A 22,096-nucleotide genomic window follows, 5' to 3' on the forward strand; every position below is an offset into this window, starting at 1 on the left:
ACGCCCGACCATGCCCGCTCCTACCGCGCCGACTCCTCCGAGCGACTTGGCTGTTCGCACCAGCCCCCTGGCGGCCTGGGTGCTGGTGCTCTTCCTGGCGGCGGGGCTGCTGTCCTGCGCCTGGCTGATGGTGAAGGGGCCGATCAGCTTCTTGCCCGCCAAGGTCGACAGCGACATGCTGCTGCACGGTGAGTTGACCCACCGTTTCGCCAAGGAACTGGCCAAGGCGCCGATGGCGATCCAGGCGGCCAACCTGGAACGTGGCGCAAGCTGGCTGGCGTTCGGCGACACCGGCCCACGCGTGCGGCCGGGTTGCCCGGGCTGGCTGTTTATCAGCGATGAACTGCGCATCAACCGCCACGCCCAGGCCAACGCACAGACCAAGGCCCAGGCCGTGATCGACCTGCAGCGGCAACTGGGTGAAAAAGGTATCGAGCTGCAAGTGGTGGTGGTACCGGACAAGAGCCGCATTGCGGTTGCCCAGCTGTGTGGCTTGTACCGACCGGCAGTGCTCAACAGCCGGATTCAGGACTGGACGGCCACTTTGCAGGCCGCTGGAGTGTCCGCGCTGGACCTCACTGATACCTTAAAACCCCTCGGGCCCGAGGCATACCTGCGCACCGACACCCACTGGAGCGAAATCGGCTCCAACGCCGGCGCCCAGGCGCTGGCAAAACGCATCCAGCAACGTGAGATCAAGGCTACGCCCGAGCAAACCTTTGAGATCACCCAGGCACCGCTTGCCGTGCGCCCCGGTGATCTGGTGCGCCTGGCCGGTCTCGACTGGTTACCGCCGAAGTTGCAGCCCCCGGGAGAGTCGGTCGCGGCCAGCTCCGCCCACGAAGCGGGTGGCGCCACCAGCAACACTGATGACCTGTTCGGCGACGCCGGGTTGCCCAATGTGGCACTGATCGGTACTTCGTTCTCGCGCAATTCCAACTTTGTCGGCTTCCTGCAGAAAGCCCTGAACGCTCCCGTGGGCAATTTCAGCAAGGACGGCGGCGAGTTCTCCGGCGCAGCCAAGGCGTACTTCGACAGCCCGGCGTTCAAGCAAACCCCGCCGAAGTTGTTGATTTGGGAAATCCCTGAGCGGGATCTGCAGACCCCATATGATGCGATCAGCATTGGTCGGTAATTTGACGTTTTGCCGTTTATCTAAAAAATAGACGGCTTAGCCATCAAAATAATGACACTTTTGTGCGCTTGAAGCAGACTGCCTGCACAAGGGCGACCATAAGAAGACCTGCGGTAAGCAGTCGTATCAGCTGACCTTTTCACGTCTTTAAGCTTCGCCGTGAGGAGGGTGCGCTATGAGCTTTACCGACGGTCTTCTTGCTCTGCTTGGCAAAGATGTCAGGCGTGACCCCCGTGGCCTGAATTCGCGACTGCACTTTTTTGGCAGCATTCCCGTGGAGGATGGCACCCCCTTTCCCCCTCAAGATTCCACTGTACAGTCCGCACTGATGGAGAAGGCCGAGCGGCGCCCTTGCGTGGTGGCGCTGGTGTCGGTCAACGGAGGCGTGGGGCGCAGCACCCTGGCCACCCTGTTGAGCAGTGGTTTGCAGCGCCTGGGCGAATCGGTGGTGGCGGTGGACCTGGACCCGCAAAACGCCTTGCGCCGTCACTTCGGTGTCGCTCCGACCTCACCGGGCATCGGCCTCGCCAGCCTGCAGAATGCGCATTGGAAACACATCCAGCAGCCCGGTTTTGTCGGCAGCCGCGTCATTACCTTTGGCGACACCGATATCCAGCAGCAGGACACCCTGCAGCGCTGGCTGAAACATGAACCGTACTGGCTGGCGCAGCGGCTGCACGCCTTGGGCCTGGACGCCCGCCACACGGTGATCCTCGATACCCCCGCCGGTAATAGCGTCTATTTCCATCAAGCCGTGAGCGTGGCGGATGTGGTGCTGGTGGTCGCCCAGGCCGACGCGGCGTCCCTGGGAACCCTGGACCAACTCGATGGGCTGCTGGCGCCGCACCTTGAGCGCGACCGAGCGCCGCACGTTCACTACGTGCTTAACCAGCTGGATGAGGACAGTGCCTTCAGCCTGGATATGGTTGAGGCATTCCGGCAGCGACTGGGGACGAAAGAGCCGTTTGAGGTGCATCACGACGTAGGGATCAGCGAAGCCCTGGCGTTCGGCGCCGACCCGCTGGACAGCCAGGCGTTGAGCCTGGCCGGTGACGATATCAATGAGCTTTGCCGTCTGCTGATTGCCCGCAAAAAGCAACTGTAAATGCCGGTTTATGTGCTTGACGCCAGATGCTTATGCACAATTGGTTGTTTGGGCTGTCGCGAAATGATCAGGTTGTGGAGCCATTCTCAACACCCCGCAACTGCCTGTTTTACGTGCGTTTTATTCTGTGAACAAAAAATGAACAACGTGGCTTTTTGCCTGTAGCGCAGGTAGCCACAGGCCTTGTAAAGATTCCATCAACAGAGTTATCCACAGGCTGGGGTGCGACAATCCTGCCCCTTAATCGCGCTCGGCAAGCACCATCAAGTTGCGTGGTGTCAGTGTGGTTTCGCAGAAGCTGCCCACTTCGACCCTGTAGCCACGTTCGCCAAGAAACAGTGCCCGATCCAGTACCAGCCACACTTCAAGTGGGCGCCTAAACAGCCCACGCAGCAACTCCAGGTTCCTGACCTCGGCCAAACGTTGCCAGCCGTGCGCTTCCAGCGCCGCCCAATCCTGTTCACCTGTGGATAACCCTTTGAGACTGGCCAACGCCTGGCAGTAGTCGGCGAAGGGTTTGTCCAGCCAACCGGCTGGCAGGGACGGTGTGGGCAGGTACTCGTCGCAGTGGCGTAATTGGCGTTGTAACTGATCGAAGCCCAGGCGGCGCGCCATGGAGATGTCCCGCTGCAGCCGCACGCGTTTACCGGCCGTGACGGTTTCGCTGAGGGGCAGGCCAAGATCGTCGACCGACAACTGCAAGGCTGAAGCACGGCCCGCTTCGGACAGCGGCTGGTAGGCGTCCGTGTTGATGCGGTTGTAGCAGCACGGCGCCACGGCCAGTTGCTTGCAGCCGGCGGCACTGGCCAATTGCAGCAGGCGCACATGCAGGTCGCCGCAGGCATGCAGGGCGACGGAGGTGTGCTCGGGGTCTAGGCTCACGTCCGCCATGACATCTTGCAGGCGGTGGGTGACGGGCAGGCCGTGGTGGTCGCTCAAGGCCTGGCCTGCCGCGATCAGCGCCGGGTCGCATTCCAGGCAGGTCAGCTGTTGGTTGGTGTCCAGCAGGCGGCGGCCGAGGTGGCCCTTGCCGGCGCACCAGTCCAGCCAATGCCGGGGTGTTTGCGCAAACTGCAGCGCGGCGCCGAAGGCTTCGATTTGCTGCCACTTGCGCCCGGGTACGTCGACATTCAGGCGGCGCGCCGCCGGTTGCAGGGGCTGCGTCGGTAACTTATCCACAGCACTGAGGCGCAAGGCTTCGCGGGCCAGTGAGGGAAAAGGCGCCGGCGCCGGTAGGGTGTGGGGATGGTTGTGGCTGGTTTCCGCGTCGGACAACGAGCGTTGACGCAGCCATCGGGCCAGTTGCGGATGCTCGGTTTCCCAAGGCAACTGCCGATGAGTAAAGGGCCGTGGTCGCCACAGCCCTTGGTGCTCGATCAGAAACGCATCCAGCGCCTCGAAGCGGGCTTCAACGTCCCTGGCAGGCATCGACGCGCAGCCAGCGTTCCAGCAGCCTGAAGCCGCGTACCAGCAGGAAGGAGATCAGCAGGTAGAACACGCCGGCGGTGAAGAACATCTCCACCGTCAGGTAGTTGCGCGCGATGATCGTCCTGGCCATGCCGGTCAGTTCCAGCAGGGTCACGGTGCTCGCCAGCGAGCTGGCCTTGAGCATCAGGATCACTTCGTTGCTGTAGGCCGGCAATCCGATGCGCGCGGCCCGGGGCAGTACGATGTAGAACAGCGTCTTGGGCCTGGACATGCCCAACGCACGGGCGGCTTCGATTTCCCCAGGCGGAATGGCCTGGATGGCACCCCGCAGGATCTCGGCGATGTACGCGGCGGTGTGTAGCGTCATGGTGGCGGTGGCACACCAGAACGGATCGCGCAGGTACTTCCACATGAAGCTTGAGCGGATGCTGTCGAATTGGGCCAGGCCGTAATAGACCAGGAACAACTGCACCAGCAGCGGCGTGCCGCGAAAGAAAAAGATATAGGCGTAGGGCAGGGCGCGCACAGACAGGTGCCTGGACGAGCGCGCGATACCCAGGGGGATGGCCAGGATCAGGCCGAGGATCACAGCGATGCTCACCAGCTCCAGGGTCAGGATGGCGCCCTGGATAAACTTCGGCAGCCACTTGATGATGACTTCCCATTCCATTACGTCGTCCTCACGAAGCCGCGGGCGGCGCGTTGTTCCAGGAAGTGCATGGCCACCATCGACAGCGACGTCAGGCCCAGGTAGATGAACGCGGCGACCATATAGAAGGTGAAAGGTTGTTTGGTGACGGTTACGGCGATCTGCGCATGGCGCATGATTTCCTCGAGGCCGATGACCGTGACCAGCGCGGTATCTTTCATCAGGATCAGGAACAGATTGCCCAGGCCCGGCAGGGCGATGCGCCACATCTGCGGCATGATCAACCGGGTAAAGATACGAAACTTCGACAGACCCAGCGCCACACCCGCTTCGCGGTGGCCTTTGGGAATGGAGATGATTGCACCCCGCAGCACTTCCGTGGCGTAGGCGCCGAAACACAGGCCCAGGGCGATCACGCCAGCGGCAAAGGCGCTGAGGGACAGGTCGGGAATATCGAGCAACTCACCCAGTGAGCGCATGGCGTTGATCGTGCCGAAGTAGATCAGCAGCACCCACAGCAGCTCCGGCACACCGCGAACGATTGTCGAGTAAGTACCGCCCAGCCATTGCAACGGCTTGTACGGGGAAGTCTTGGCCAGGGCACCGGCGAGGCCGAGTACCAGCCCCAGGCATAACGCCGTGAGCGCCAGTTTGACGGTCATCAGCGCGCCGGCAGCGAGCGCCGGGCCGAATCCGTAGAGATCGAAATTCATGGTGTCTTCATATCGCGGCAGGCATTGCTGAAAGCCGGCGCGCTCAAGTGAGCGCGCCGGGCAGGCCGTTCAGGTCATTCGATGCTGAACGGGAAGTACTTGTCGTTGATCTTCTTGTAGGTGCCGTCTGCCTTGATCTCTGCCAAGGCTTTGTTCAGGCGCTCGCGCAGCGGGTCGCCCTTGCGTACGGCGATACCGATCTTGTCGCTCTCGACAACCGGGTCGCCCTTGAACTCGTAGGCCAGGCCGTCTTTGCTCTTGAGCCATTCGTACTGCACGTACTTGTCGGCGAGGATCCCGTCGAGGCGGCCGGACGTCAGGTCAAGGTAGGCGTTTTCCTGGGTGTCGTAGAGCTTGGCTTCGGTGTCAGGCAGCTTGTCTTCCAGGTAGGTGCCGGCCAGCGTCGCGCGTTGGGCGCCGATGACCTTGCCCTTCAGGTAGGCGGCGTCGGTCTTGAAGTCTGCGGTGGCTTTGGGCGCGATGAACTGCAGCTTGTTGGAGTAGTACGGGTCGGTGAAGTCGACGGCTTGCTTGCGCTCGTCGGTGATCGACAGCGAGGACACCAGGAAGTCGAACTTCTTGGCATTCAGGGCCGGGATGATGCCGTCCCAGTCGGACACATACACGTCGCACTTTTCGACTTTCATCTTGGCGCACAGGGCGTCGCCGATGTCTTTGTCGAAGCCGACCACTTGGCCGCTGGCGTCTTTATTGTTGAACGGCGGGTAGGCCGCTTCGATCCCCATGGTCAAGGTTTCTGCCATGGCCGTGGCGCTGAACGCCATCGAGACGGCCGCGGCCAGAAGGAATTTTTTATAGTTCTGCATGCATGTTGCTCCGTTAGCGGTTGCTGGACATGAATTGTTTGCAGCGCGCCGAAAGCGGGTTTTCAAACACCTGCTGTGGCGATCCTTGCTCTTCGATCAGGCCCTGGTGGAGGAACACCACTTCACTGGAGACCTGACGGGCGAAGCCCATTTCGTGGGTGACCAGCAGCATGGTGCGGCCTTCTTCGGCCAGCGCGCGGATCACATTAAGTACTTCCTGGACCATTTCCGGGTCAAGGGCTGAAGTGGGTTCGTCGAACAGGATGACCTTGGGCTGCATCGCCAGGGTGCGCGCGATGGCCGCCCGTTGTTGCTGGCCGCCGGACAATTGCGCGGGGTAGGCATGGCGCTTGTCGGCGATGCCGACCTTGTCCAGCAGGGCTTCGGCCACTTCTATTGCCTCGGCCTTGCTCTGGCCGAGCACACGGCGAGGGGCCTCGATGATGTTGTCGAGGATGCTCATGTGCGGCCACAGGTTAAAGTTTTGAAACACAAAACCGATTTCGCTGCGCAGGCGGTTGATCTGCTTGCCGTCTGCGGCCATCAGCTCGCCGTTTTTCGCGGCCTTGAGCTTGAGCTCTTCGCCGGCCACGAGGATCTGGCCCTGGTGCGGGTTTTCCAGCAGGTTGATGCAGCGCAGGAACGTGGACTTGCCGGAACCGGAGGAACCCAGGATCGAGATCACATCGCCGTCGCGAGCGGTCAGCGAGATACCTTTGAGTACCTCCAGCTCACCATAGCGTTTATGCAAGTTGCGGATTTCAAGCGCGGGCGTGGCCTCGGCCATGTGGGGTCCTCATTGTGTTCATTGCGATCTTCGCTGTTGGGCCGCCTTCCTGGCGAGGCGCCAAGCTAGCATAGCGTCCTGATGGCGGCCAACAGCGCGGCGGGCGGTAAACGGGCGGTGTGCGGCAGGGTGTCGCATCGACACAGCAGGGTGTCGCGCCATCAACAACCGAACAACCGTTTTAACCCGTGAATCCGCAGGCTTCGCGTGAAAAAGGGCGCGATGGTGCCAGCTTTGGCCGGGTGTTGGAAGGGTTAAACGGGCAAACGGTAGCTATCGGCCCTTTTATGGCGCGCCGCGTACTTTTCGTGTGTGTTTTTGGTGCGCTTGTTCGTCTTGAAAGTGAGTCGCACGGTAACGCTATAGCGAAATGCCATTGTTCTCAATGACTTGCGATGACTGGTGAATCATCCTGCAGGCCGCGTCAATCGCGGTTTTGTAACATTTTGGCGCAAATCTTGCGTAAAAAATAAAGAACGCCCTGTTGGTTTCTTTTCACGAGGAAGAGCCCAGGCCGGGCGGACCGTTTTCGCAATTCCTCGCAAAGGTGTGTCAATGAGTAGTACGCAAAGCTCCAATGACCTCGAACAGGGGCTCAAACCGCGTCACGTCACCATGCTGTCGATTGCCGGCGTCATTGGTGCCGGTTTGTTTGTCGGCTCCGGCCACGCGATTGCTGCCGCTGGCCCTGCGGTCCTGCTGGCATATGCCGCAGCGGGTACGCTGGTGGTCTTGGTGATGCGCATGCTGGCCGAAATGGCCGTGGCGTCGCCGGACACCGGTTCGTTCTCCACCTATGCCGACCGTGCGATCGGTCACTGGGCCGGCTTTACCATCGGCTGGCTGTACTGGTGGTTCTGGGTGCTGGTGATTCCATTGGAAGCCAACGCCGCCGCGACCATTCTCAACGCCTGGTTCCCGGATGTGGCCATCTGGGCCTTCACGCTGATCATCACGTTGCTGCTGACGGCCACCAACCTGTTCAGCGTGAAGAACTACGGTGAGTTCGAGTTCTGGTTCGCGTTGATCAAGGTCGTGGCGATCGTGGGCTTTGTGATCCTCGGCCTGGCGGCGATTTTCGGCTTCCTGCCGACCAGCCAGGTCAGCGGCGTTTCCCACCTCTTTGACACCCAAGGCTTTATGCCCAACGGCATGGGCGCGGTATTGGCAGCGATCCTGACCACCATGTTCTCCTTCATGGGCACCGAGATCGTCACCATCGCCGCCGCTGAATCGAAGAACCCGGGCCAGCAAATCACCAAGGCCACCAACTCGGTGATCTGGCGGATTGGTTTGTTCTACCTGTTGTCGATCTTCATCGTCGTGTCCCTGGTGCCTTGGAATGATCCGACCCTGGCGGCGGTAGGTTCCTACCAGACCGTGCTGGAACGCATGGGTATCCCGAACGCCAAGCTGATCGTCGACCTGGTGGTTCTGGTTGCCGTGACCAGCTGCCTGAACTCGGCGCTGTACACCGCTTCGCGCATGCTGTTCTCCCTGGGCCGTCGCGGCGATGCACCGGCCGTGGCCAAGCGCACCAACAAAAGCGGCACGCCTTACTGGGCGGTATTGCTGTCCACCGGCGCGGCGTTCCTGGCGGTATTTGCCAACTACGTGGCGCCGGCAGCGGTGTTCGAATTCCTGCTGGCCAGCTCTGGCGCCATCGCGCTGCTGGTGTACCTGGTGATTGCGGTGTCGCAACTGCGCATGCGCCAGAAGCGCATGGCGGCGGGCGAGAAAATTGTCTTCAAGATGTGGCTGTTCCCAGGCCTGACCTACGCGGTGATGGTATTCATCGTCGGCACATTGACCATCATGCTGTTCCAGGAAGCGCATCGGGTCGAGATCATCGCGACCGGGGTCTTGAGCTTGCTGGTAGTGGCGGCGGGGTTGTTTGTGTCCAGCCGTCGCAAGGCGCAGAGAGTGGGCGCTGCGGTGCTGAATTGATGTGATGGAATGCGGTGCTCGATTGCGCCGCAGTTCAAATGTGGGAGGGGGCAAGCCCCCTCCCACATTTGGTTTTAGTTGGTGAGGGCCTCGGATGCGGCGACGTAATCCGCCTGGAACTGCGGCGATTCGATCCACGCCAGTGCGGCGGCTTCATCGTCGCTGTCGGTGGCCCACTGCCGATACTCGATCAGTGCCGCCAGGATAAAGTCGGTGGCTTCTTCTTCGCCTTCCTGCTCCAGCACCAGCGCGAGCAGCGGGTGGGCCAGGAATACCGCGCAGAGGGCCTGCTGGCTGGTCTCGCCGGCGGTGCGCATCTCCACGAACAGCTCGGTCAAATCCACTGACTCAAGGTCAATCCGGTCGTCATCGCCGGCAAACGCATCCGGTTTGCTCGCGACGGCGCGCTGGGTGCGGTTCTGCTTGGCCTTGGCCTTGGCCCGGTGGGCACGTTTTTGCTGCTTGTTCGGCGAGGCCATGGGCTCACGTCCTTGGGTCAGGATCTGGGTGGGGTATTGAAGCGCAGGTTGAGGGAAATCCCAAGGGTATCCGCCGTTAATTGACCGTGTTGCAGCCAGGCCAGTGCAATCGGCCACAACCGATCCTGATACTCCCTGCGAAAGAACGCGAAATGTCCGACCTGTTTTTCGCCGATGTCTTCCGGGGCGATGCGCAGATGGGTGCGCTCGCTGCCGTCGAAGTAACCCAGCAACCGTTCAATCGCCGCCACGGTGCCGAAGGGGTCATCGGTGATGCTGATCGCCAGCACCTGCGCCTTCACGCGACTGAATGGCAAGTCCGCCAGGGCCCGCCCGCTGGGCCGCGTCTCATACCTGGGCGTTGGCGTGCTCCAGTCGCGCACCACGCCTGCCGGCGTATCCTCCAGCCAACCCAGGCGCTTGCCGGGGAAATACCCGCAGAGTGCCGTGACCATCGGCATGACCACATGCCATTTGGCAAACATCTGCCAGCGCCCGGCGGCGGCGTAATCGCGCCAGTAGGCGAACTGCGCGCCCACGGTCACGATTCGCCGGATCACCGCGCCGGATGCGCCCAGCCCCGCCGCACAGCCACCAAAACTGTGGCCGACCACATCAATCGGCTGGCCTGGAAACTCCCGCTGCGCCCGCAGCAGGATCGCTTCGAAATCCAGCGTGCCCCAATCCGACCACGACGCCTTGAACCCACGCAACGAACCGCTGCGGGACTCGCCGATGCCGCGATAGTCGTAGGTGATCACGTCAAAGCCGTTGGCAAACAGGTAGTCGGCGAAACGTGAGTAGTGGTGGCAACGCACGGAGGTGGCGGCGTTGATGATGACGACCGGCCGTTCGCGGTCGGTGCGCGGGTGGCGCCAGGTGAAGCCGCCGAGGGGGTGGCCGTCTGCGGCGGATTCCTTGAAGGATTCGCTTTGGCTATTTTGGGGTGTAGTTGCAAGTTCTACTGAAGAGGCGTCATTCAAATTCATCGTTTCGAAGCCCCTGCGTGGATTATTATTTTTTAGTAACAGCTAGCCAGTTTGCCAGCACTTGTCTGCCCTTTGATTGGGTCATTAACCTTCGGCGCTCGCAAAGCGTGCAGAGCCCCGGCGAAAGCCATAGATCCGAGAGAAACGACAGCAAACCATGGACAGATTAGACTGGCAGGCACCTATTCCGGAGGTCTCCATGAGCATCCCACGTTCTCCCATCGTTTCAGAGTTTGAAACTGAAGAGCGGGCTGCCAGCTACGACCGTTGGTTTCGTGCCAAGGTACAGGCTTCCATTGATGATCCTCGCCCAAGTATTCCACACGATGAGGCAATGGCAGAAGTCGAGAGGATGCTGGAAGAGAGGCGCAAGGCTCGTCGTGCTGCTCGTTAAATAGCGACCTGAGGCTATCGTCGCCTTGACCGAAATTATTGATTACATCGAGCAGTACAACGCCGCTTCCGCCGCTTCGTTGCACCGTACGATTGTGGCGGCCGCTGAGGGTTTATCGTCAATGCCATACGGATTCAGGCAAGGGCGCTTGTCCGGCACTCGTGAAATGGTTGTTCATCCAAACTATCGGGTCGTCTATCGCGTTATGGAACAGGTCGAGATCCTGACCGTATTGCATACACGCCAAGAATATCCTTCAGAGGCGACCGGTCCGCTGCACTCGACCTCGCGCCAGTAGACGCATAGGCTTGCACCTCTGCGATCCACCAGAGCGTTTTCATGACCCGCGACACCCTCGAACACAACCAGATCCCCCTCTACTTCGCCGCTGTCCTCCTGGCTGGTGCGTTCGGCCTGCTCGCGCCTTCGTTGGCCCAGGGCCTCGGCGCGCTGGTCACGCCCGCCATCGCGGTGTTGATGTATGCGATGTTCCTGCAAATTCCTTTTCTGGACCTGCGCCAGGGCTTGGGCCATAAGCGCTTTCTGTCGGCGCTGCTGCTGGCCAATTTCATCCTCGTGCCGCTGCTGGTGTGGGTGTTGACCCGTGGCCTGGTGGAGCGCCCGGCGTTGCTGGTAGGCGCATTGCTGGTGTTGCTGACGCCGTGTATCGACTATGTGGTGGTGTTTACCCATATCGGTAAAGGCGACTCGCGCTTGATGCTGGCGGCGACGCCGGTGCTGTTGTTGCTGCAGTTGCTGCTGTTGCCGGTGTACCTGGGGTTGATGCTGGGGGCGCAGTCCGGGGTGGTGGTGCAGGCGGGGCCGTTTATCGAGGCGTTCCTGTTGTTGATCGTGCTGCCCATGGGGCTGGCGGTGATCACCACATTCCTGGCACGGCGCTCATCGGGCGTCAGTGCGTGGAGCGACGCTTGGGCATGGTTGCCGGTGCCGGCGATGGCGCTGGTGTTGGTGGTGGTGATCGGTTCGCAAATCACTTCGGTAGTGCGTGACATTAACCTGTTGCTGCCGGTGATCCCGGTGTACGTGGCGTTCCTGTTGCTGGCGCCGGTGATCGGGGCGTTGGCTGCGAGGCTGTTCGCGCTGCCGGCGGCGACGGCGCGGGCGGTGACGTTCAGCGCATCGACGCGTAACTCATTGGTGGTGTTGCCGCTGGCCCTGGCGTTGCCAGAAGACGTGCGCGGCGTGGCGGCGACGGCGGTGATCCTGCAAACCCTGGTCGAGTTGGTGGGCGAGTTGATCTACGTGCGCCTGATCCCGAGGCTGGTGTGGCCTGCAGGTCGGTGAAACGTGAATGTTCAGGTTTGTTCAGGTGCTATTAGGGATACGTTCGGCACCCTAGGTCGGCGTTCCCTACCTGACAGGCCAACCCATGGATCACTGCAACCGTTTCCGCCTGGAGTCCCTGGGCATTTTCCTGTTCGCGCTGTTGCTGTTCACGCTGGGTATCTGGGACCAGCAACCCCAGGGCTTTGACGGGCGCTGGGCGCTGTTCCTGCAGGAAATGTTTCGCCATGGCGCGAGTCTTTTCCCCACCACCTATGGGCAGCCTTACGCGGACTACCCTGGTACCGCGACCTTCTTCAGTTACGTATTTGCCCGGTTGTTCGGTGCGCCCAACCATTTGGCCAATGTGCTGCCCACTGCCCTTGCATCCGCCGGGGTCGTAGCCTTGATCTATCGCTTGCTGGTCCCGGCGAGTCGCCCGTGGGCGTTGCTCACGGTGCTGCTGACGTTGCTCACCACCCAATTGCTCGAGAAGTCCCGCTCGGTATGCCTGGACCAGATGGTGGCGGTGCTGTGTGTCGGCAGTTTCTACCTGCTGCACAGTGGTGAGCGCCTGGGTTCGCGGCTCAGGCAACTTGCGGTGTTCCCGCTGTTCATCCTGGGTTTCGCGATACGCGGCCCGCTGGGCTTGATCGAAGTCTGCGGCGTGGTGTGCGTGTATTGGGCGCTGGGCAGACCTGGAGCGCGGGTCAGGCAGGTGTTGATCCACGGCATCGTCGGCCTGGTGTTGCTGGCGGCCTGTTGGTGGCTGTTGGTGAAGCTGGCGCGCATCAGCGGCGGCGATGGGTTTGCCGATGAAGTGTTCAAGATGCAAGTGGGCGGGCGCCTTGATGAAAGCGGCGAGCCGTTCTATTTCTACTTCCAGCTGAGCCTGTACCGTTACTTCCCCGTGGTGCCGCTGGCGTTGGTCACATTGGTTGCGCTGCGTCATCGTTGGGCGGAGCGGTTTGATGATCCGGTGCAATTGGTGGTGCGGCTCGGTGCCTGTGGGGTGATGATCCTGCTTGGCTTGTCGGTGCCGCATTTCAAGCGTGCCTATTACATTCTGCCCATGGTGCCGATGTTTGCGGCTGTCGCGGCCTATGGGCTGCTTCAGGCGCAAGGCTGGCTCTTGGGCGTGCGCAGGGGCTATGAATGGCTTGTCGCGGCGCTGCCGGCGCTGTGCGTGGTTGCCGTGTTTGTCTGTCGGCATGGGTGGCAGAAGCACGGTTACTGGCCTAACGTTTCGTTGCCGCTACTGATTGCTGTCCTGTTGGTGCTGCAAGTGGCTGCGCTGGGTGTCTGGCGACGGCCGCAGCGACTGGTGTGGCTTAGCCTCGTTGCATTGGCGGCGCAATGGCTGGTGTTGGTGGCTGTCGTGGAGCCGGCCAAGGATTTGCAGTTCGATACCCGGAGATTCGTGGGGCAGGTGGAGGCGCTTCGCGTGAAGCAGCCGGGTACCTTGGTGTTTCTCAACCTGGGGCGTGATACCTGGGCCGTGCGCTACATGATGAACCTGGACCACGACGAGCAGCCCGTGTTTATCGCGGGTAACGAGGTTGGACGGCTGGATGCTTTGCCCCGTCCTGCCTGGGTGATCGTGGCACGCAAGGAAACGGCGCTGTTGCCGGGAACGCCCCTGGAGCGCCTGCAGCCGAGCCTAGAGGGGCGATTGAACGACAACCCGCTGATGGTGTTTTTGCTGAAGTGACCTGGCACCTTGCTGTATGTTTGCCGATCGAGTGACCGGTCGGTCAAATTGGCTGTGCCGTTTTTTGAACTTGCCGTATTGGAAGCACAGGGATATGACGAAAAAGGACTTTAAGCGGCCCGTCAGTGGCTACGTAATTGAGCGCTCGCGAATCGGAAGGCTGAGCATTGGCTTTGATGGCGGTTGCAGCTATCCGGCGATGATCAATGTGTTAAGGGCGGTCTTCGAGCGTTACGGGCGCCTGGTACGCTTTGGCGAGCAGCTGTCAGCCCAGGGCTGGCTGGATCGGGTGGAAGAGCGCGGCTTTGAGATATCCGATCAGGAGCGGGTGGCAGTGTTCACATTGATGTCGGATCGCAGCTAACTGAAATCCCCTGGGGCGATGCTCGATCGCCCCAGGCGGCATCTATAAATCCCCGACAACAAAAAGCCCGCACTGGGCGGGCTTCTTGTGGGCTTTCGGGTGGTTTTTGCACCACCTGAAACTAATTAGTGGTGCCCAGAGACGGAATCGAACCGCCGACACGGGGATTTTCAATCCCCTGCTCTACCGACTGAGCTATCTGGGCAACGGGGCGCATTAAACGGGTTTTTCAGGGGGTCGTCAAGCAAGTTTTCAAAAAATATTTAATTATTACCGTCGCTTACGTGCCGACCCCGATTTTTGATCAATTATTGAGCAGGCGGCACGTAGCCGTCAGCCTTGGCGTAATCCTCGCCGGAAAAGAACTTGTCCATTTCGCCTGACAGGTATTTACGGTCTTCGGCGTTCATCATGTTCAGGCGTTTTTCATTGATCAGCAGCGTCTGGTGTTTCAGCCAGTCGCCCCATGCCTGGGCGGAGATGTGATCGAAAATGTCCTGGCCCTTCGCACCTGGGTACGGAGGGCGTTCCAGGCCTGGCAATTCTTCGTTGTACTTGCGGCACATTACGGTGCGGGTCATGACGACTCTCCTGCGTTCAATACATCGGCCGCGCGTTTCAGCAGTTTCTTTACCGGGGCGGCAAGGCCCAGGCGCGGCGGGGTGGCGAGGTTATACCAGAGCCAGTCGGCCTCGGCCACGTGATGGGCGGATTCCTCGACCTGCACCAGCCAGGGTTCGATGGCCAGCTGGAAGTGGCTGAAGGTGTGGATCAGCCCCGGCAGTGCCTGGTGCTCGCCCAGCTCGAGAGCGTGCTGGTTGGCCAGGTGTTCGAGGTCTTGCAGGTCGTCCAGTTCGGGCAGGCTCCACAAGCCGCCCCACAGGCCGGTGGAGGGGCGGCGGTAAAGCAGGATGGCGCCTTCGGCATTGGCCAGCATCGGCATCAGCGTGCGCTTCTGCGGGATGCTCTTGCGCGGCTTGGGGATCGGGTAGCGTGTCTCCAGGCCGAGCAGGTGGGCTTCGCAGCCTTTTTCCAGCGGGCACAGCAGGCAGCTGGGCTTGCTGCGGGTGCAGAGGGTGGCGCCCATGTCCATCATCGCCTGGGTGTAGGCGTTGACACGATCATGGGGTGTGAAGCGCTCCGCGGTGGCCCACAGCTGCTTGGCCACCTTGGGTTCGCCGGGGTAGCCCTCTTGTGCGGTGAAGCGCGCCAGCACGCGTTTGACGTTGCCATCGAGGATCGGCGCGCGCAGGCCCATGCTCAGGCTGGCAATCGCGCCGGCGGTGGACAGGCCGATGCCGGGCAACTCGGTGAGTTTTTCCACATCCCTGGGAAACTCGCCGCCGTACTCGGCCACGATGATTTTCGCGGTCTTTTGCAGGTTGCGCGCCCGAGTGTAATAACCCAGGCCGGTCCACAGGTGCAGCACTTCGTCCTCCGGCGCGGCGGCCAGGGCTTCGACCGTTGGCAGGGAGGCCATGAAGCGGTCGAAGTAATTGAGCACCGTGCTGACCTGGGTCTGCTGCAGCATGATCTCCGAAACCCACACCCGGTAAGGCGTGATGCCCTGTTGCCAGGGCAGGTCATGGCGGCCGTGGCGGTCGTACCAGTCCAGCACCGCCGTTGAAAACTGCTCGTTTTTCATCGTTTGAACAGGCCTTTCAAAGCATCTTTGAGCTGCGGATTGACCTTGTCGAGCTTCTCTTCCAGCTTCTCGCTGAGCTTGTTGCCGGCCGCCTTGATCGCGACCTGGCTCAGGCCGTCCTTGTCCAGGCGGCAGGCCTTGGCACCGAGTTCCAGTGGGCCACGGCAGCGCAACGGCACTTCGATGCCCTGGAAGTTGGCGCCGACTTCGCAGGCCGGGTCCGGTACTTCGCGCTGGTCGCCTTCGACGATGATGCCGACGCGGTAATCCATGCCCAGCACGCGCAGGTCGATGTCACCGTTGCCATTGACCGCCAGCCCGGGGATGCGCACTTTCAGGTCGGGGTTGTTGGCGACGCCGTTACGGAAGGTCAGGTTGCCCTTCAACTCCTGGAACGGGGTGTCCTTGCCGCGTTGTTCGCCGCTCAAGGTCTTGCGGTTGAGCAGGGCGATACCGGTGCACAGTTGCTGCTCGAGGTTGGCGTTGAGCAGCACGCCGTTGTTGATCACAAAGCTGGCGGTACCGTTGAGGCTGTCGATCAGGGCTTTCTGGCTGTTGCCGCGGCCGCTGAGGTTGCTGTCGAGGGTGACCTGGCCTTTCACCGGCGGCGTTTGCCCCTGGGCCTGCAGGATGCGTTCGACCGGCACCTGCCTGATCCGGCTTTGCAGGGCCAGCAGCGGAATGTCCTGGCGCACGTCCAGGCTGCCGTTGGCCTGGAAGGTGCCGTTGTAGAGCCCGCCGCTCAGGGTGTCGAGCTTGAGTTGGCCGTCGACGCCGGACGCTTTCAGCACGGCATTCTGGATCGGCAATTTACTCAGGGTCAGTTGGCCGAAGGCGAGGTCGGCATTCACATCCAGCTTGCGCAGATGGGCCAATGGCAGCAGTTTGTCGGTGCTCCAGGCGCCTTTGGTCGGTGCTTCCGGCAGTGGCGTGGTGCCCCCGGCCGCCATGGCGCCGGCTTCGCTGTTCTGCACTTCGGCCTGGCGGGCGGCGGTCGCGCCCTTGGCGGATTCGGACTTGGCCGGCAGGTAGTTGTCGGCGTTGAAGGTATCGCCCTTGAGCTGCACGCGCAGCGCCTGCTTGGCAAAGTCGTCCACGGCGATACGACCGGTAAAGGTGCTGCCATCGAGTTTCAGGTTCAGGTCTTCCAGCGCCAGGCTGGTCGGCGTGCCCTTGAGGCGGCTGACCAGCTCGACCTTGCTCAGGCTGCCCTCGGCCATGGGCGGCAGCGGGTTGCCGACGCTGTCGAGGAACTTGGCCAGGTCAAACTGGGCGATGGACAGCGCGCCGCTGAGTTGCGGGGTCTTGTCCAGGTCGTTGACCTTCAGTTCGCCCAAGGCGCGCAACTGGTTGGCCGAGAGCTTCAGGTTGGTCCATTCGGCGATATTGGCCGCCTGGTCCACCAGTAACTGGCCTTGTGTGGAGAAGGTCACGGTCTTGCCTTGCAGCGGCTCGCCAGTGGCTTCGCCGGTGACTTTCATGTCTTCGAACTGGTAGCGCTTGAGCGCGCGTTCGATACGCAGGTTGCCGTTGAGCTCGGTCTTGACGCGCATCACTGGCTGGTTGCTGCCGAAGAAGGCGGTGAGTTTCACCGGGATGCTCGCACCTTCGTGCACGGCGCCGGTGCTCAGCTGGATACTTTCGGCGCTGAATTGCTTGCCGGTCTGTTCATCGTTGTATTCGACGCGGGCGTTGTTGACCGTCAGGCTGTCGATATCCAGGCGGATCGGCTTGGACGGTTTTTCCGCTTCGGGCTCGGCAGGCGCTTGCGCTGGCGCGGGGGTTCCGGCAGTTGCCACCGGCGCGGTCTTGCCGATGTCTTCCCAGTTGCCATGGCCCTGCTTGTCGCGGTTGAGGCGCAGGTTCAGGCCTTCGACACGCACATCGCTCATTTGCACCTCGCGACGCAGCAGCGGCAGCACGCGTACCGACAGGCCAAGCATTTGCAGGTCGGCGAAGGGTTGGGTCGGCGTGGTCAGGGTCGCCACGCTGGCTTCGTGCAGTTCCAGGCCGAGCCAGGGGAACAGGCTCCAGCCGATATCGCCATTGAGCGTCAGCTCGATGTGGGCCTTGTCGCGGGCAATCTGGCGAATCTCGTCTTTATAGTCGTTGGGATCGAAGAGATGGGTCAGGGCGAAGCCCAGAGCCACAATGATCAGCAACAGCCCGAGAAGTACCAGACCCAGGATTTTGCCGAACGCTTTCATGGGCGAGTCCTTGTATGTCGATTTCAAAATTTAGCCGCAGAGTATAACGCCCGACGGCCTGCGTCAGGTCACCGATCGTTACATTGTATCCATAGGGGCGAAAACGGGTTTTTGACGCCAATAAAACCGAAAAATCGCAAAAAGATGATGTCATTTTGGTTTTTCTGTCACTCGCTAATGCTAATCTTCGGCCGTTCGTTCGCCTTCTGCGACTTATCGTCGCGCCAAAATGGAGCTTCACTCTACAAAAACGGCCACGCTTTGCGTGCAAGGCCGAGGGAGAGAGCGCCTGACGAACGCATACTAATAACTGGGGGATTCATCAATGAGCACTAGCACTGTGGCCGGCACTACTGCCGCCCAGCCTGCGTTCCTGTCCAAGGAGCGCATTATCGCCAAGCCCGGCTTCAACCGCTGGCTGGTTCCACCGGCCGCCCTGGCCATCCACCTGTGCATCGGCATGGCCTACGGCTTTTCGGTGTTCTGGCTGCCGCTGTCCAAGGCGCTGGGTATCACTAAACCGGTTGCCTGTGCGCCGGACATGAGCTTCATCGCCCAAGTCTTCTCGTCCCAATGCGACTGGCCCATCTCCATGCTGGGCTGGATCTACACCCTGTTCTTCATCTTCCTGGGCTGCTCGGCAGCGATCTGGGGTGGCTGGCTGGAACATGCCGGGCCGCGCAAGGCCGGTGTTGTGTCGGCGTTGTGCTGGTGCGGCGGCCTGCTGATCTCGGCGCTGGGTATCTATACCCACCAGATCTGGCTGATGTGGATCGGCTCCGGGGTCATTGGCGGTATCGGCCTGGGCCTGGGCTATATCTCGCCCGTATCGACCCTGATCAAGTGGTTCCCGGACAAGCGCGGCATGGCCACCGGCATGGCGATCATGGGCTTCGGCGGCGGCGCAATGGTTGGCGCCCCGCTGGCTGCTGCGCTGATGGGGCATTTTGCTTCGCCGACTAGCGTGGGCGTATGGCAGAGTTTCCTGGTCATGGCTGCGATCTACTTCGTGTTCATGATCGGCGGCGCGCTGTCCTACCGCGTTCCACCCACTGGCTGGAAGCCTGAGGGCTGGACCGCACCGGCGAAAAAAGCCAGTAACGCGATGATCACCCACCGTCACGTGCACGTGAATGTGGCGTGGAAAACCCCGCAATTCCGTCTGGTATGGCTGGTGCTGTGCCTGAACGTGTCGGCCGGTATCGGCATCCTCGGCATGGCTTCGCCGCTGCTGCAGGAAGTGTTCGGTGGCAAGCTGCTGGGTGTCGATGTGCCGTTTGGCCAACTGGACGCCGGGCAATTGGCGTCGATTGCCGCCATCGCTGCGGGCTTCACCGGCCTGCTGAGCCTGTTCAACATCGGTGGTCGGTTCTTCTGGGCGTCGTTCTCCGACTACCTGGGGCGTAAAAACACCTACTTCGTGTTCTTCGCCCTGGGCTTTGCCCTGTATGCGCTGATCCCGAACCTGGGGCACCTGGGCAACGTGGCGCTGTTCGTGGCGGCGTTCTGCATCATCCTGTCGATGTACGGCGGTGGCTTTGCGACCGTCCCGGCCTACCTGGCCGACCTGTTCGGTACCCAGATGGTCGGCGCGATCCACGGTCGCCTGCTGACCGCCTGGGCAGCGGCGGGCGTGCTGGGCCCGGTGCTGGTGAACTACCTGCGTGAGTATCAACTGAGCATCGGCGTTGAACGCGCTGCGGCCTATGACATCACCTTGTACATCCTCGCCGGCCTGCTGGTGCTGGGCTTTATCTGCAACATGCTGGTCCGCCCGGTGGCCGACAAGTACTTCATGACCGATGCAGAGCTTGCCGCAGAGCAAGCGCTGGGCCATGACAAGGGTGCCGATGCCAGTACTTCCCTGGAGTGGAAAGCGGCCTCCGGCACCGTGCCATTGGCAATTGCCGCCTGGCTGGTGGTGGGTATTCCGTTGGCGTGGGGTGTGTGGGTGACCCTGCAGAAGACGGCGGTACTGTTCCACTAAGTTGAATACAAGCGGGCGCACCATCCTGGAGCGCCCGCTTGTGTATACATGTCTATCCCCGACATTCCCCGCCTCAACTCGTCAGTCTTATCCCCTTCGATGTTTCTGTTTAGCGCCCGCGCCCCTATAATGGCTGCCTTTTTCGCCCAATGATTTTGCGGAGCTGGTGATGGCCGAACGTAAGGCGTCCGTCGAGCGCGACACTCTGGAAACCCAGATCAAAGCCTCGATCAACCTGGATGGCACCGGAAAGGCCCGATTTGATATCGGTGTACCTTTTCTTGAGCACATGCTGGACCAGATCGCCCGTCACGGGCTGATCGACCTGGATATCGTCAGCAAGGGCGACCTGCATATCGACGACCACCACACGGTGGAAGACGTAGGCATCACCCTCGGCCAGGCGTTTGCCAAGGCCATCGGCGACAAAAAAGGCATCCGTCGCTACGGCCACGCCTATGTCCCGCTGGACGAAGCGCTGTCGCGTGTGGTCATCGACTTCTCCGGCCGCCCAGGCCTGCAGATGCACGTGCCGTACACCCGCGCCACCGTGGGCGGCTTCGACGTCGACCTGTTCCAGGAATTTTTCCAGGGCTTCGTCAACCACGCACTTGTCAGCCTGCACATCGACAACCTGCGTGGCACCAACACCCACCACCAGATCGAAACCGTGTTCAAGGCTTTCGGCCGCGCGCTGCGCATGGCCGTGGAGCTGGATGAGCGCATGGCCGGGCAGATGCCCTCGACCAAGGGCGTCCTGTAATGCAGACGGTCGCGGTTATCGATTACGGCATGGGCAACCTGCACTCGGTGGCCAAGGCCCTCGAACACGTAGGGGCCGGCAAGGTGCTGATCACCAGCGATGCCAGCGTGATTCGCGAAGCCGACCGCGTGGTGTTCCCCGGTGTGGGGGCGATCCGCGATTGCATGGCCGAGATCCGTCGCCTGGGCTTTGACAGCCTGGTGCGCGAAGTCAGCCAGGATCGTCCGTTCCTCGGCATCTGCGTGGGCATGCAAGCCTTGCTCGATCGCAGTGAAGAGAACGACGGCGTCGACTGCATCGGCCTGTTCCCCGGCCAGGTGAAGTTCTTCGGCAAGGACCTGCACGAAGACGGCGCCCACCTGAAAGTCCCGCACATGGGCTGGAACGAAGTCAGCCAGACAGTGGATCACCCGCTGTGGCACGACATTCCGGACATGGCGCGCTTCTACTTCGTGCACAGCTACTACATCGCCGCCGGTAAACCGCGCCAGGTGGTGGGTGGTGGGCACTACGGCGTCGACTTCGCCGCTGCGTTGGCCGAAGGTTCGCGTTTTGCCGTGCAGTTCCACCCGGAGAAGAGCCATACCCATGGCCTGCAATTGCTGCAGAACTTCGCCGCCTGGGATGGGCGCTGGTAAATGGCCAGGAAGCCGAAGCTGCCGATCTTGAACCTCACGCCAGAGCAGGAAAGTGAGGCTACCCTCAAGATCAAGCGCTTCATGGAAGACCGCTTCGAGCTCAAGCTGGGCTCGTTCGAGGTCGCCGAGATTCTTGAGCTGTTCACCACCGAAGTGGCTCCGCACTATTACAACAGGGCGATTTTCGATACGCAGACGCTCCTTAAAGAAAGGTTCGAAAGCATCGAAAGCGACCTGTGGTCGCTTGAGAAACCCTGATTTCCCAAGCATTGCTGAATATCGAATAAGGTTTGCCAGATGCTGATTATCCCCGCTATCGATCTCAAGGACGGCGCCTGCGTCCGTCTGCGCCAAGGCCGTATGGAAGATTCCACCGTGTTCTCCGATGACCCGGTGAGCATGGCTGCCAAATGGGTGGAAGGGGGCTGCCGGCGTCTGCATCTGGTGGACTTGAACGGCGCCTTCGAAGGCCAGCCGGTCAACGGCGAGGTGGTCACCGCGATCGCCAGGCGCTACCCGAACCTGCCGATCCAGATCGGCGGCGGTATCCGCTCCCTGGAAACCATCGAGCATTACGTCAAGGCCGGCGTGAGCTACGTGATCATCGGCACCAAGGCCGTGAAAGACCCGGCCTTCGTCGCCGAAGCCTGCCGCGCGTTCCCGGGCAAAGTGATCGTGGGCCTGGACGCTAAAGATGGTTTCGTCGCCACCGACGGCTGGGCTGAAATCAGCACCGTGCAAGTCATCGACCTGGCCAGGCAGTTCGAAGCCGACGGCGTGTCCGCCATCGTTTATACCGACATCGCCAAAGACGGCATGATGCAGGGCTGCAACGTGCCGTTCACCGCGGCGCTGGCGGCGGCGACGAAGATTCCGGTGATCGCTTCCGGCGGCATTCACAACCTGGGCGACATCAAGTCGCTGCTGGACGCCAAGGCCCCCGGCATCATCGGCGCCATCACCGGCCGTGCGATCTACGAAGGTACCCTGGACGTCGCCGAAGCCCAGGCTTACTGCGATGCCTACAACGGCTGAGGACTGACC

At 61.3% G+C, this 22,096-nt stretch carries 23 protein-coding genes and 1 tRNA gene; 13 read left to right on the forward strand and 11 right to left on the reverse strand.

The features are described 5' to 3' along the window. Positions 1-10: 10 nt before the first annotated feature. Together F6S08_RS02200 and bcsQ are read left to right on the forward strand one after the other, a co-directional pair. Entirely contained in the window at positions 11-1,135 is a 1,125-nt protein-coding gene (locus tag F6S08_RS02200; RefSeq protein ID WP_315871227.1) for an alginate O-acetyltransferase AlgX-related protein, read from the forward strand. Positions 1,136-1,310: 175 nt separating this feature from the next. Continuing rightward, the gene (bcsQ, locus tag F6S08_RS02205) at positions 1,311-2,240 is read left to right on the forward strand and encodes a cellulose biosynthesis protein BcsQ (protein WP_065925768.1); all 930 of its coding nucleotides are present in this window, start codon (positions 1,311-1,313) and stop codon (positions 2,238-2,240) included. Between the two features lie 240 nt (positions 2,241-2,480). Here the strand turns inward: bcsQ and F6S08_RS02210 are convergent, their stop codons facing one another. From F6S08_RS02210 to F6S08_RS02230, 5 genes are all read right to left on the reverse strand, one after another. Continuing rightward, positions 2,481-3,668 (reverse strand): methyltransferase, encoded by a 1,188-nt coding sequence (locus tag F6S08_RS02210; protein ID WP_315871228.1) that lies wholly within the window; start codon positions 3,666-3,668, stop codon positions 2,481-2,483. Further along, positions 3,649-4,338 (reverse strand): ABC transporter permease, encoded by a 690-nt coding sequence (locus F6S08_RS02215; protein WP_315871229.1) that lies wholly within the window; start codon positions 4,336-4,338, stop codon positions 3,649-3,651. Before F6S08_RS02215 ends, F6S08_RS02210 begins: the two co-directional genes overlap by 20 nt. Then, on the reverse strand, positions 4,338-5,030 hold the full coding sequence (locus F6S08_RS02220; protein ID WP_027605092.1) for an ABC transporter permease: 693 nt from the start codon (positions 5,028-5,030) through the stop codon (positions 4,338-4,340). The genes F6S08_RS02215 and F6S08_RS02220 overlap by 1 nt, the downstream gene beginning before the upstream one ends. Positions 5,031-5,104: 74 nt before the next feature. Next, complete coding sequence (locus F6S08_RS02225; RefSeq protein ID WP_065925765.1) at positions 5,105-5,857, reverse strand: ABC transporter substrate-binding protein; 753 nt, start codon at positions 5,855-5,857, stop codon at positions 5,105-5,107. A gap of 13 nt (positions 5,858-5,870) precedes the next feature. Further along, on the reverse strand, positions 5,871-6,644 hold the full coding sequence (locus F6S08_RS02230) for an ABC transporter ATP-binding protein (protein WP_065925764.1): 774 nt from the start codon (positions 6,642-6,644) through the stop codon (positions 5,871-5,873). A 555-nt stretch (positions 6,645-7,199) separates the two neighbouring features. Here F6S08_RS02230 and gabP point away from each other — a divergent pair. Next, a complete protein-coding gene (gene gabP / locus F6S08_RS02235) occupies positions 7,200-8,591 on the forward strand; it encodes a GABA permease (protein WP_065925763.1) in 1,392 nt (463 codons plus the stop codon). Between the two features lie 74 nt (positions 8,592-8,665). On the opposite strand, the gene F6S08_RS02240 is transcribed toward gabP, so the two are convergent. Both F6S08_RS02240 and F6S08_RS02245 read right to left on the reverse strand, forming a co-directional pair. Further along, positions 8,666-9,070, reverse strand: a complete 405-nt coding sequence (locus F6S08_RS02240) for a hypothetical protein (RefSeq protein ID WP_027605088.1) — start codon at positions 9,068-9,070, stop codon at positions 8,666-8,668. A gap of 17 nt (positions 9,071-9,087) precedes the next feature. Next, positions 9,088-10,059 (reverse strand): alpha/beta fold hydrolase, encoded by a 972-nt coding sequence (locus F6S08_RS02245; protein ID WP_065946684.1) that lies wholly within the window; start codon positions 10,057-10,059, stop codon positions 9,088-9,090. A 199-nt stretch (positions 10,060-10,258) separates the two neighbouring features. On the opposite strand from F6S08_RS02245, the gene F6S08_RS02250 reads away from it, so the two are divergent. The 5 genes from F6S08_RS02250 to F6S08_RS02270 all read left to right on the forward strand — a co-directional run bounded on the left by F6S08_RS02250 (position 10,259) and on the right by F6S08_RS02270 (position 13,812). Further along, positions 10,259-10,453 (forward strand): stability determinant, encoded by a 195-nt coding sequence (locus F6S08_RS02250; protein WP_083221133.1) that lies wholly within the window; start codon positions 10,259-10,261, stop codon positions 10,451-10,453. Between the two features lie 16 nt (positions 10,454-10,469). Beyond that, positions 10,470-10,751, forward strand: a complete 282-nt coding sequence (locus F6S08_RS02255; protein ID WP_315871311.1) for a type II toxin-antitoxin system RelE/ParE family toxin — start codon at positions 10,470-10,472, stop codon at positions 10,749-10,751. A 41-nt stretch (positions 10,752-10,792) separates the two neighbouring features. Then, complete coding sequence (locus F6S08_RS02260; protein ID WP_065946683.1) at positions 10,793-11,758, forward strand: arsenic resistance protein; 966 nt, start codon at positions 10,793-10,795, stop codon at positions 11,756-11,758. An 85-nt stretch (positions 11,759-11,843) separates the two neighbouring features. Next, positions 11,844-13,448 carry a hypothetical protein gene (locus F6S08_RS02265; protein ID WP_315871230.1) on the forward strand — a complete coding sequence of 535 codons (1,605 nt, stop codon included), beginning with the start codon at positions 11,844-11,846 and terminating at the stop codon, positions 13,446-13,448. Positions 13,449-13,542: 94 nt separating this feature from the next. Beyond that, positions 13,543-13,812, forward strand: coding sequence for a hypothetical protein (locus F6S08_RS02270; protein ID WP_027605084.1), 270 nt, complete (start codon positions 13,543-13,545; stop codon positions 13,810-13,812). A gap of 129 nt (positions 13,813-13,941) precedes the next feature. Here the strand turns inward: F6S08_RS02270 and F6S08_RS02275 are convergent. The 4 genes from F6S08_RS02275 to F6S08_RS02290 all read right to left on the reverse strand — a co-directional run bounded on the left by F6S08_RS02275 (position 13,942) and on the right by F6S08_RS02290 (position 17,664). Then, positions 13,942-14,017: transfer RNA gene (locus F6S08_RS02275), tRNA-Phe, on the reverse strand. 103 nt (positions 14,018-14,120) lie between these two features. Continuing rightward, complete coding sequence (locus tag F6S08_RS02280) at positions 14,121-14,393, reverse strand: oxidative damage protection protein (protein ID WP_027605083.1); 273 nt, start codon at positions 14,391-14,393, stop codon at positions 14,121-14,123. Beyond that, positions 14,390-15,457, reverse strand: coding sequence for an A/G-specific adenine glycosylase (gene mutY, locus F6S08_RS02285; protein ID WP_065925759.1), 1,068 nt, complete (start codon positions 15,455-15,457; stop codon positions 14,390-14,392). The genes F6S08_RS02280 and mutY overlap by 4 nt, the downstream gene beginning before the upstream one ends. Next, positions 15,454-17,664, reverse strand: a complete 2,211-nt coding sequence (locus F6S08_RS02290) for an AsmA family protein (protein WP_137211657.1) — start codon at positions 17,662-17,664, stop codon at positions 15,454-15,456. Before F6S08_RS02290 ends, mutY begins: the two co-directional genes overlap by 4 nt. A 325-nt stretch (positions 17,665-17,989) precedes the next feature. Between F6S08_RS02290 and F6S08_RS02295 the strand changes: the two genes are divergently transcribed. From F6S08_RS02295 to hisA, 5 genes are all read left to right on the forward strand, one after another. After that, the gene (locus F6S08_RS02295) at positions 17,990-19,651 is read left to right on the forward strand and encodes an OFA family MFS transporter (protein WP_074848444.1); all 1,662 of its coding nucleotides are present in this window, start codon (positions 17,990-17,992) and stop codon (positions 19,649-19,651) included. Between the two features lie 169 nt (positions 19,652-19,820). Further along, positions 19,821-20,414 (forward strand): imidazoleglycerol-phosphate dehydratase HisB, encoded by a 594-nt coding sequence (gene hisB / locus F6S08_RS02300; protein WP_017849940.1) that lies wholly within the window; start codon positions 19,821-19,823, stop codon positions 20,412-20,414. After that, positions 20,414-21,052, forward strand: a complete 639-nt coding sequence (hisH, locus tag F6S08_RS02305; protein WP_315871231.1) for an imidazole glycerol phosphate synthase subunit HisH — start codon at positions 20,414-20,416, stop codon at positions 21,050-21,052. The genes hisB and hisH overlap by 1 nt, the downstream gene beginning before the upstream one ends. Beyond that, entirely contained in the window at positions 21,053-21,310 is a 258-nt protein-coding gene (locus F6S08_RS02310; protein WP_065925755.1) for a DUF2164 domain-containing protein, read from the forward strand. Positions 21,311-21,349: 39 nt separating this feature from the next. Beyond that, positions 21,350-22,087: a 1-(5-phosphoribosyl)-5-[(5-phosphoribosylamino)methylideneamino]imidazole-4-carboxamide isomerase gene (hisA, locus tag F6S08_RS02315; RefSeq protein ID WP_027605077.1), complete on the forward strand. Its 738-nt coding sequence runs from the start codon at positions 21,350-21,352 to the stop codon at positions 22,085-22,087. The last annotated feature ends 9 nt before the right edge of the window (positions 22,088-22,096 follow it).

The organism is Pseudomonas sp. JV449 (genome assembly GCF_032424295.1).
GTDB classification, from domain to species: Bacteria; Pseudomonadota; Gammaproteobacteria; order Pseudomonadales; family Pseudomonadaceae; genus Aquipseudomonas; species Aquipseudomonas marginalis.

What these genes read in the sequence shown, in the direction of transcription:
- F6S08_RS02200 (WP_315871227.1), top strand. Translation starts at nt 11, where the DNA reads ATGCCCGCTCCTACCGCGCCGACTCCTCCGAGCGACTTGGCTGTTCGC.
- bcsQ (WP_065925768.1), top strand. Translation starts at nt 1,311, where the DNA reads ATGAGCTTTACCGACGGTCTTCTTGCTCTGCTTGGCAAAGATGTCAGG.
- F6S08_RS02210 (WP_315871228.1), bottom strand. Translation starts at nt 3,668, where the DNA reads ATGCCTGCCAGGGACGTTGAAGCCCGCTTCGAGGCGCTGGATGCGTTT.
- F6S08_RS02215 (WP_315871229.1), bottom strand. Translation starts at nt 4,338, where the DNA reads ATGGAATGGGAAGTCATCATCAAGTGGCTGCCGAAGTTTATCCAGGGC.
- F6S08_RS02220 (WP_027605092.1), bottom strand. Translation starts at nt 5,030, where the DNA reads ATGAATTTCGATCTCTACGGATTCGGCCCGGCGCTCGCTGCCGGCGCG.
- F6S08_RS02225 (WP_065925765.1), bottom strand. Translation starts at nt 5,857, where the DNA reads ATGCAGAACTATAAAAAATTCCTTCTGGCCGCGGCCGTCTCGATGGCG.
- F6S08_RS02230 (WP_065925764.1), bottom strand. Translation starts at nt 6,644, where the DNA reads ATGGCCGAGGCCACGCCCGCGCTTGAAATCCGCAACTTGCATAAACGC.
- gabP (WP_065925763.1), top strand. Translation starts at nt 7,200, where the DNA reads ATGAGTAGTACGCAAAGCTCCAATGACCTCGAACAGGGGCTCAAACCG.
- F6S08_RS02240 (WP_027605088.1), bottom strand. Translation starts at nt 9,070, where the DNA reads ATGGCCTCGCCGAACAAGCAGCAAAAACGTGCCCACCGGGCCAAGGCC.
- F6S08_RS02245 (WP_065946684.1), bottom strand. Translation starts at nt 10,059, where the DNA reads ATGAATTTGAATGACGCCTCTTCAGTAGAACTTGCAACTACACCCCAA.
- F6S08_RS02250 (WP_083221133.1), top strand. Translation starts at nt 10,259, where the DNA reads ATGAGCATCCCACGTTCTCCCATCGTTTCAGAGTTTGAAACTGAAGAG.
- F6S08_RS02260 (WP_065946683.1), top strand. Translation starts at nt 10,793, where the DNA reads ATGACCCGCGACACCCTCGAACACAACCAGATCCCCCTCTACTTCGCC.
- F6S08_RS02265 (WP_315871230.1), top strand. Translation starts at nt 11,844, where the DNA reads ATGGATCACTGCAACCGTTTCCGCCTGGAGTCCCTGGGCATTTTCCTG.
- F6S08_RS02270 (WP_027605084.1), top strand. Translation starts at nt 13,543, where the DNA reads ATGACGAAAAAGGACTTTAAGCGGCCCGTCAGTGGCTACGTAATTGAG.
- F6S08_RS02280 (WP_027605083.1), bottom strand. Translation starts at nt 14,393, where the DNA reads ATGACCCGCACCGTAATGTGCCGCAAGTACAACGAAGAATTGCCAGGC.
- mutY (WP_065925759.1), bottom strand. Translation starts at nt 15,457, where the DNA reads ATGAAAAACGAGCAGTTTTCAACGGCGGTGCTGGACTGGTACGACCGC.
- F6S08_RS02290 (WP_137211657.1), bottom strand. Translation starts at nt 17,664, where the DNA reads ATGAAAGCGTTCGGCAAAATCCTGGGTCTGGTACTTCTCGGGCTGTTG.
- F6S08_RS02295 (WP_074848444.1), top strand. Translation starts at nt 17,990, where the DNA reads ATGAGCACTAGCACTGTGGCCGGCACTACTGCCGCCCAGCCTGCGTTC.
- hisB (WP_017849940.1), top strand. Translation starts at nt 19,821, where the DNA reads ATGGCCGAACGTAAGGCGTCCGTCGAGCGCGACACTCTGGAAACCCAG.
- hisH (WP_315871231.1), top strand. Translation starts at nt 20,414, where the DNA reads ATGCAGACGGTCGCGGTTATCGATTACGGCATGGGCAACCTGCACTCG.
- F6S08_RS02310 (WP_065925755.1), top strand. Translation starts at nt 21,053, where the DNA reads ATGGCCAGGAAGCCGAAGCTGCCGATCTTGAACCTCACGCCAGAGCAG.
- hisA (WP_027605077.1), top strand. Translation starts at nt 21,350, where the DNA reads ATGCTGATTATCCCCGCTATCGATCTCAAGGACGGCGCCTGCGTCCGT.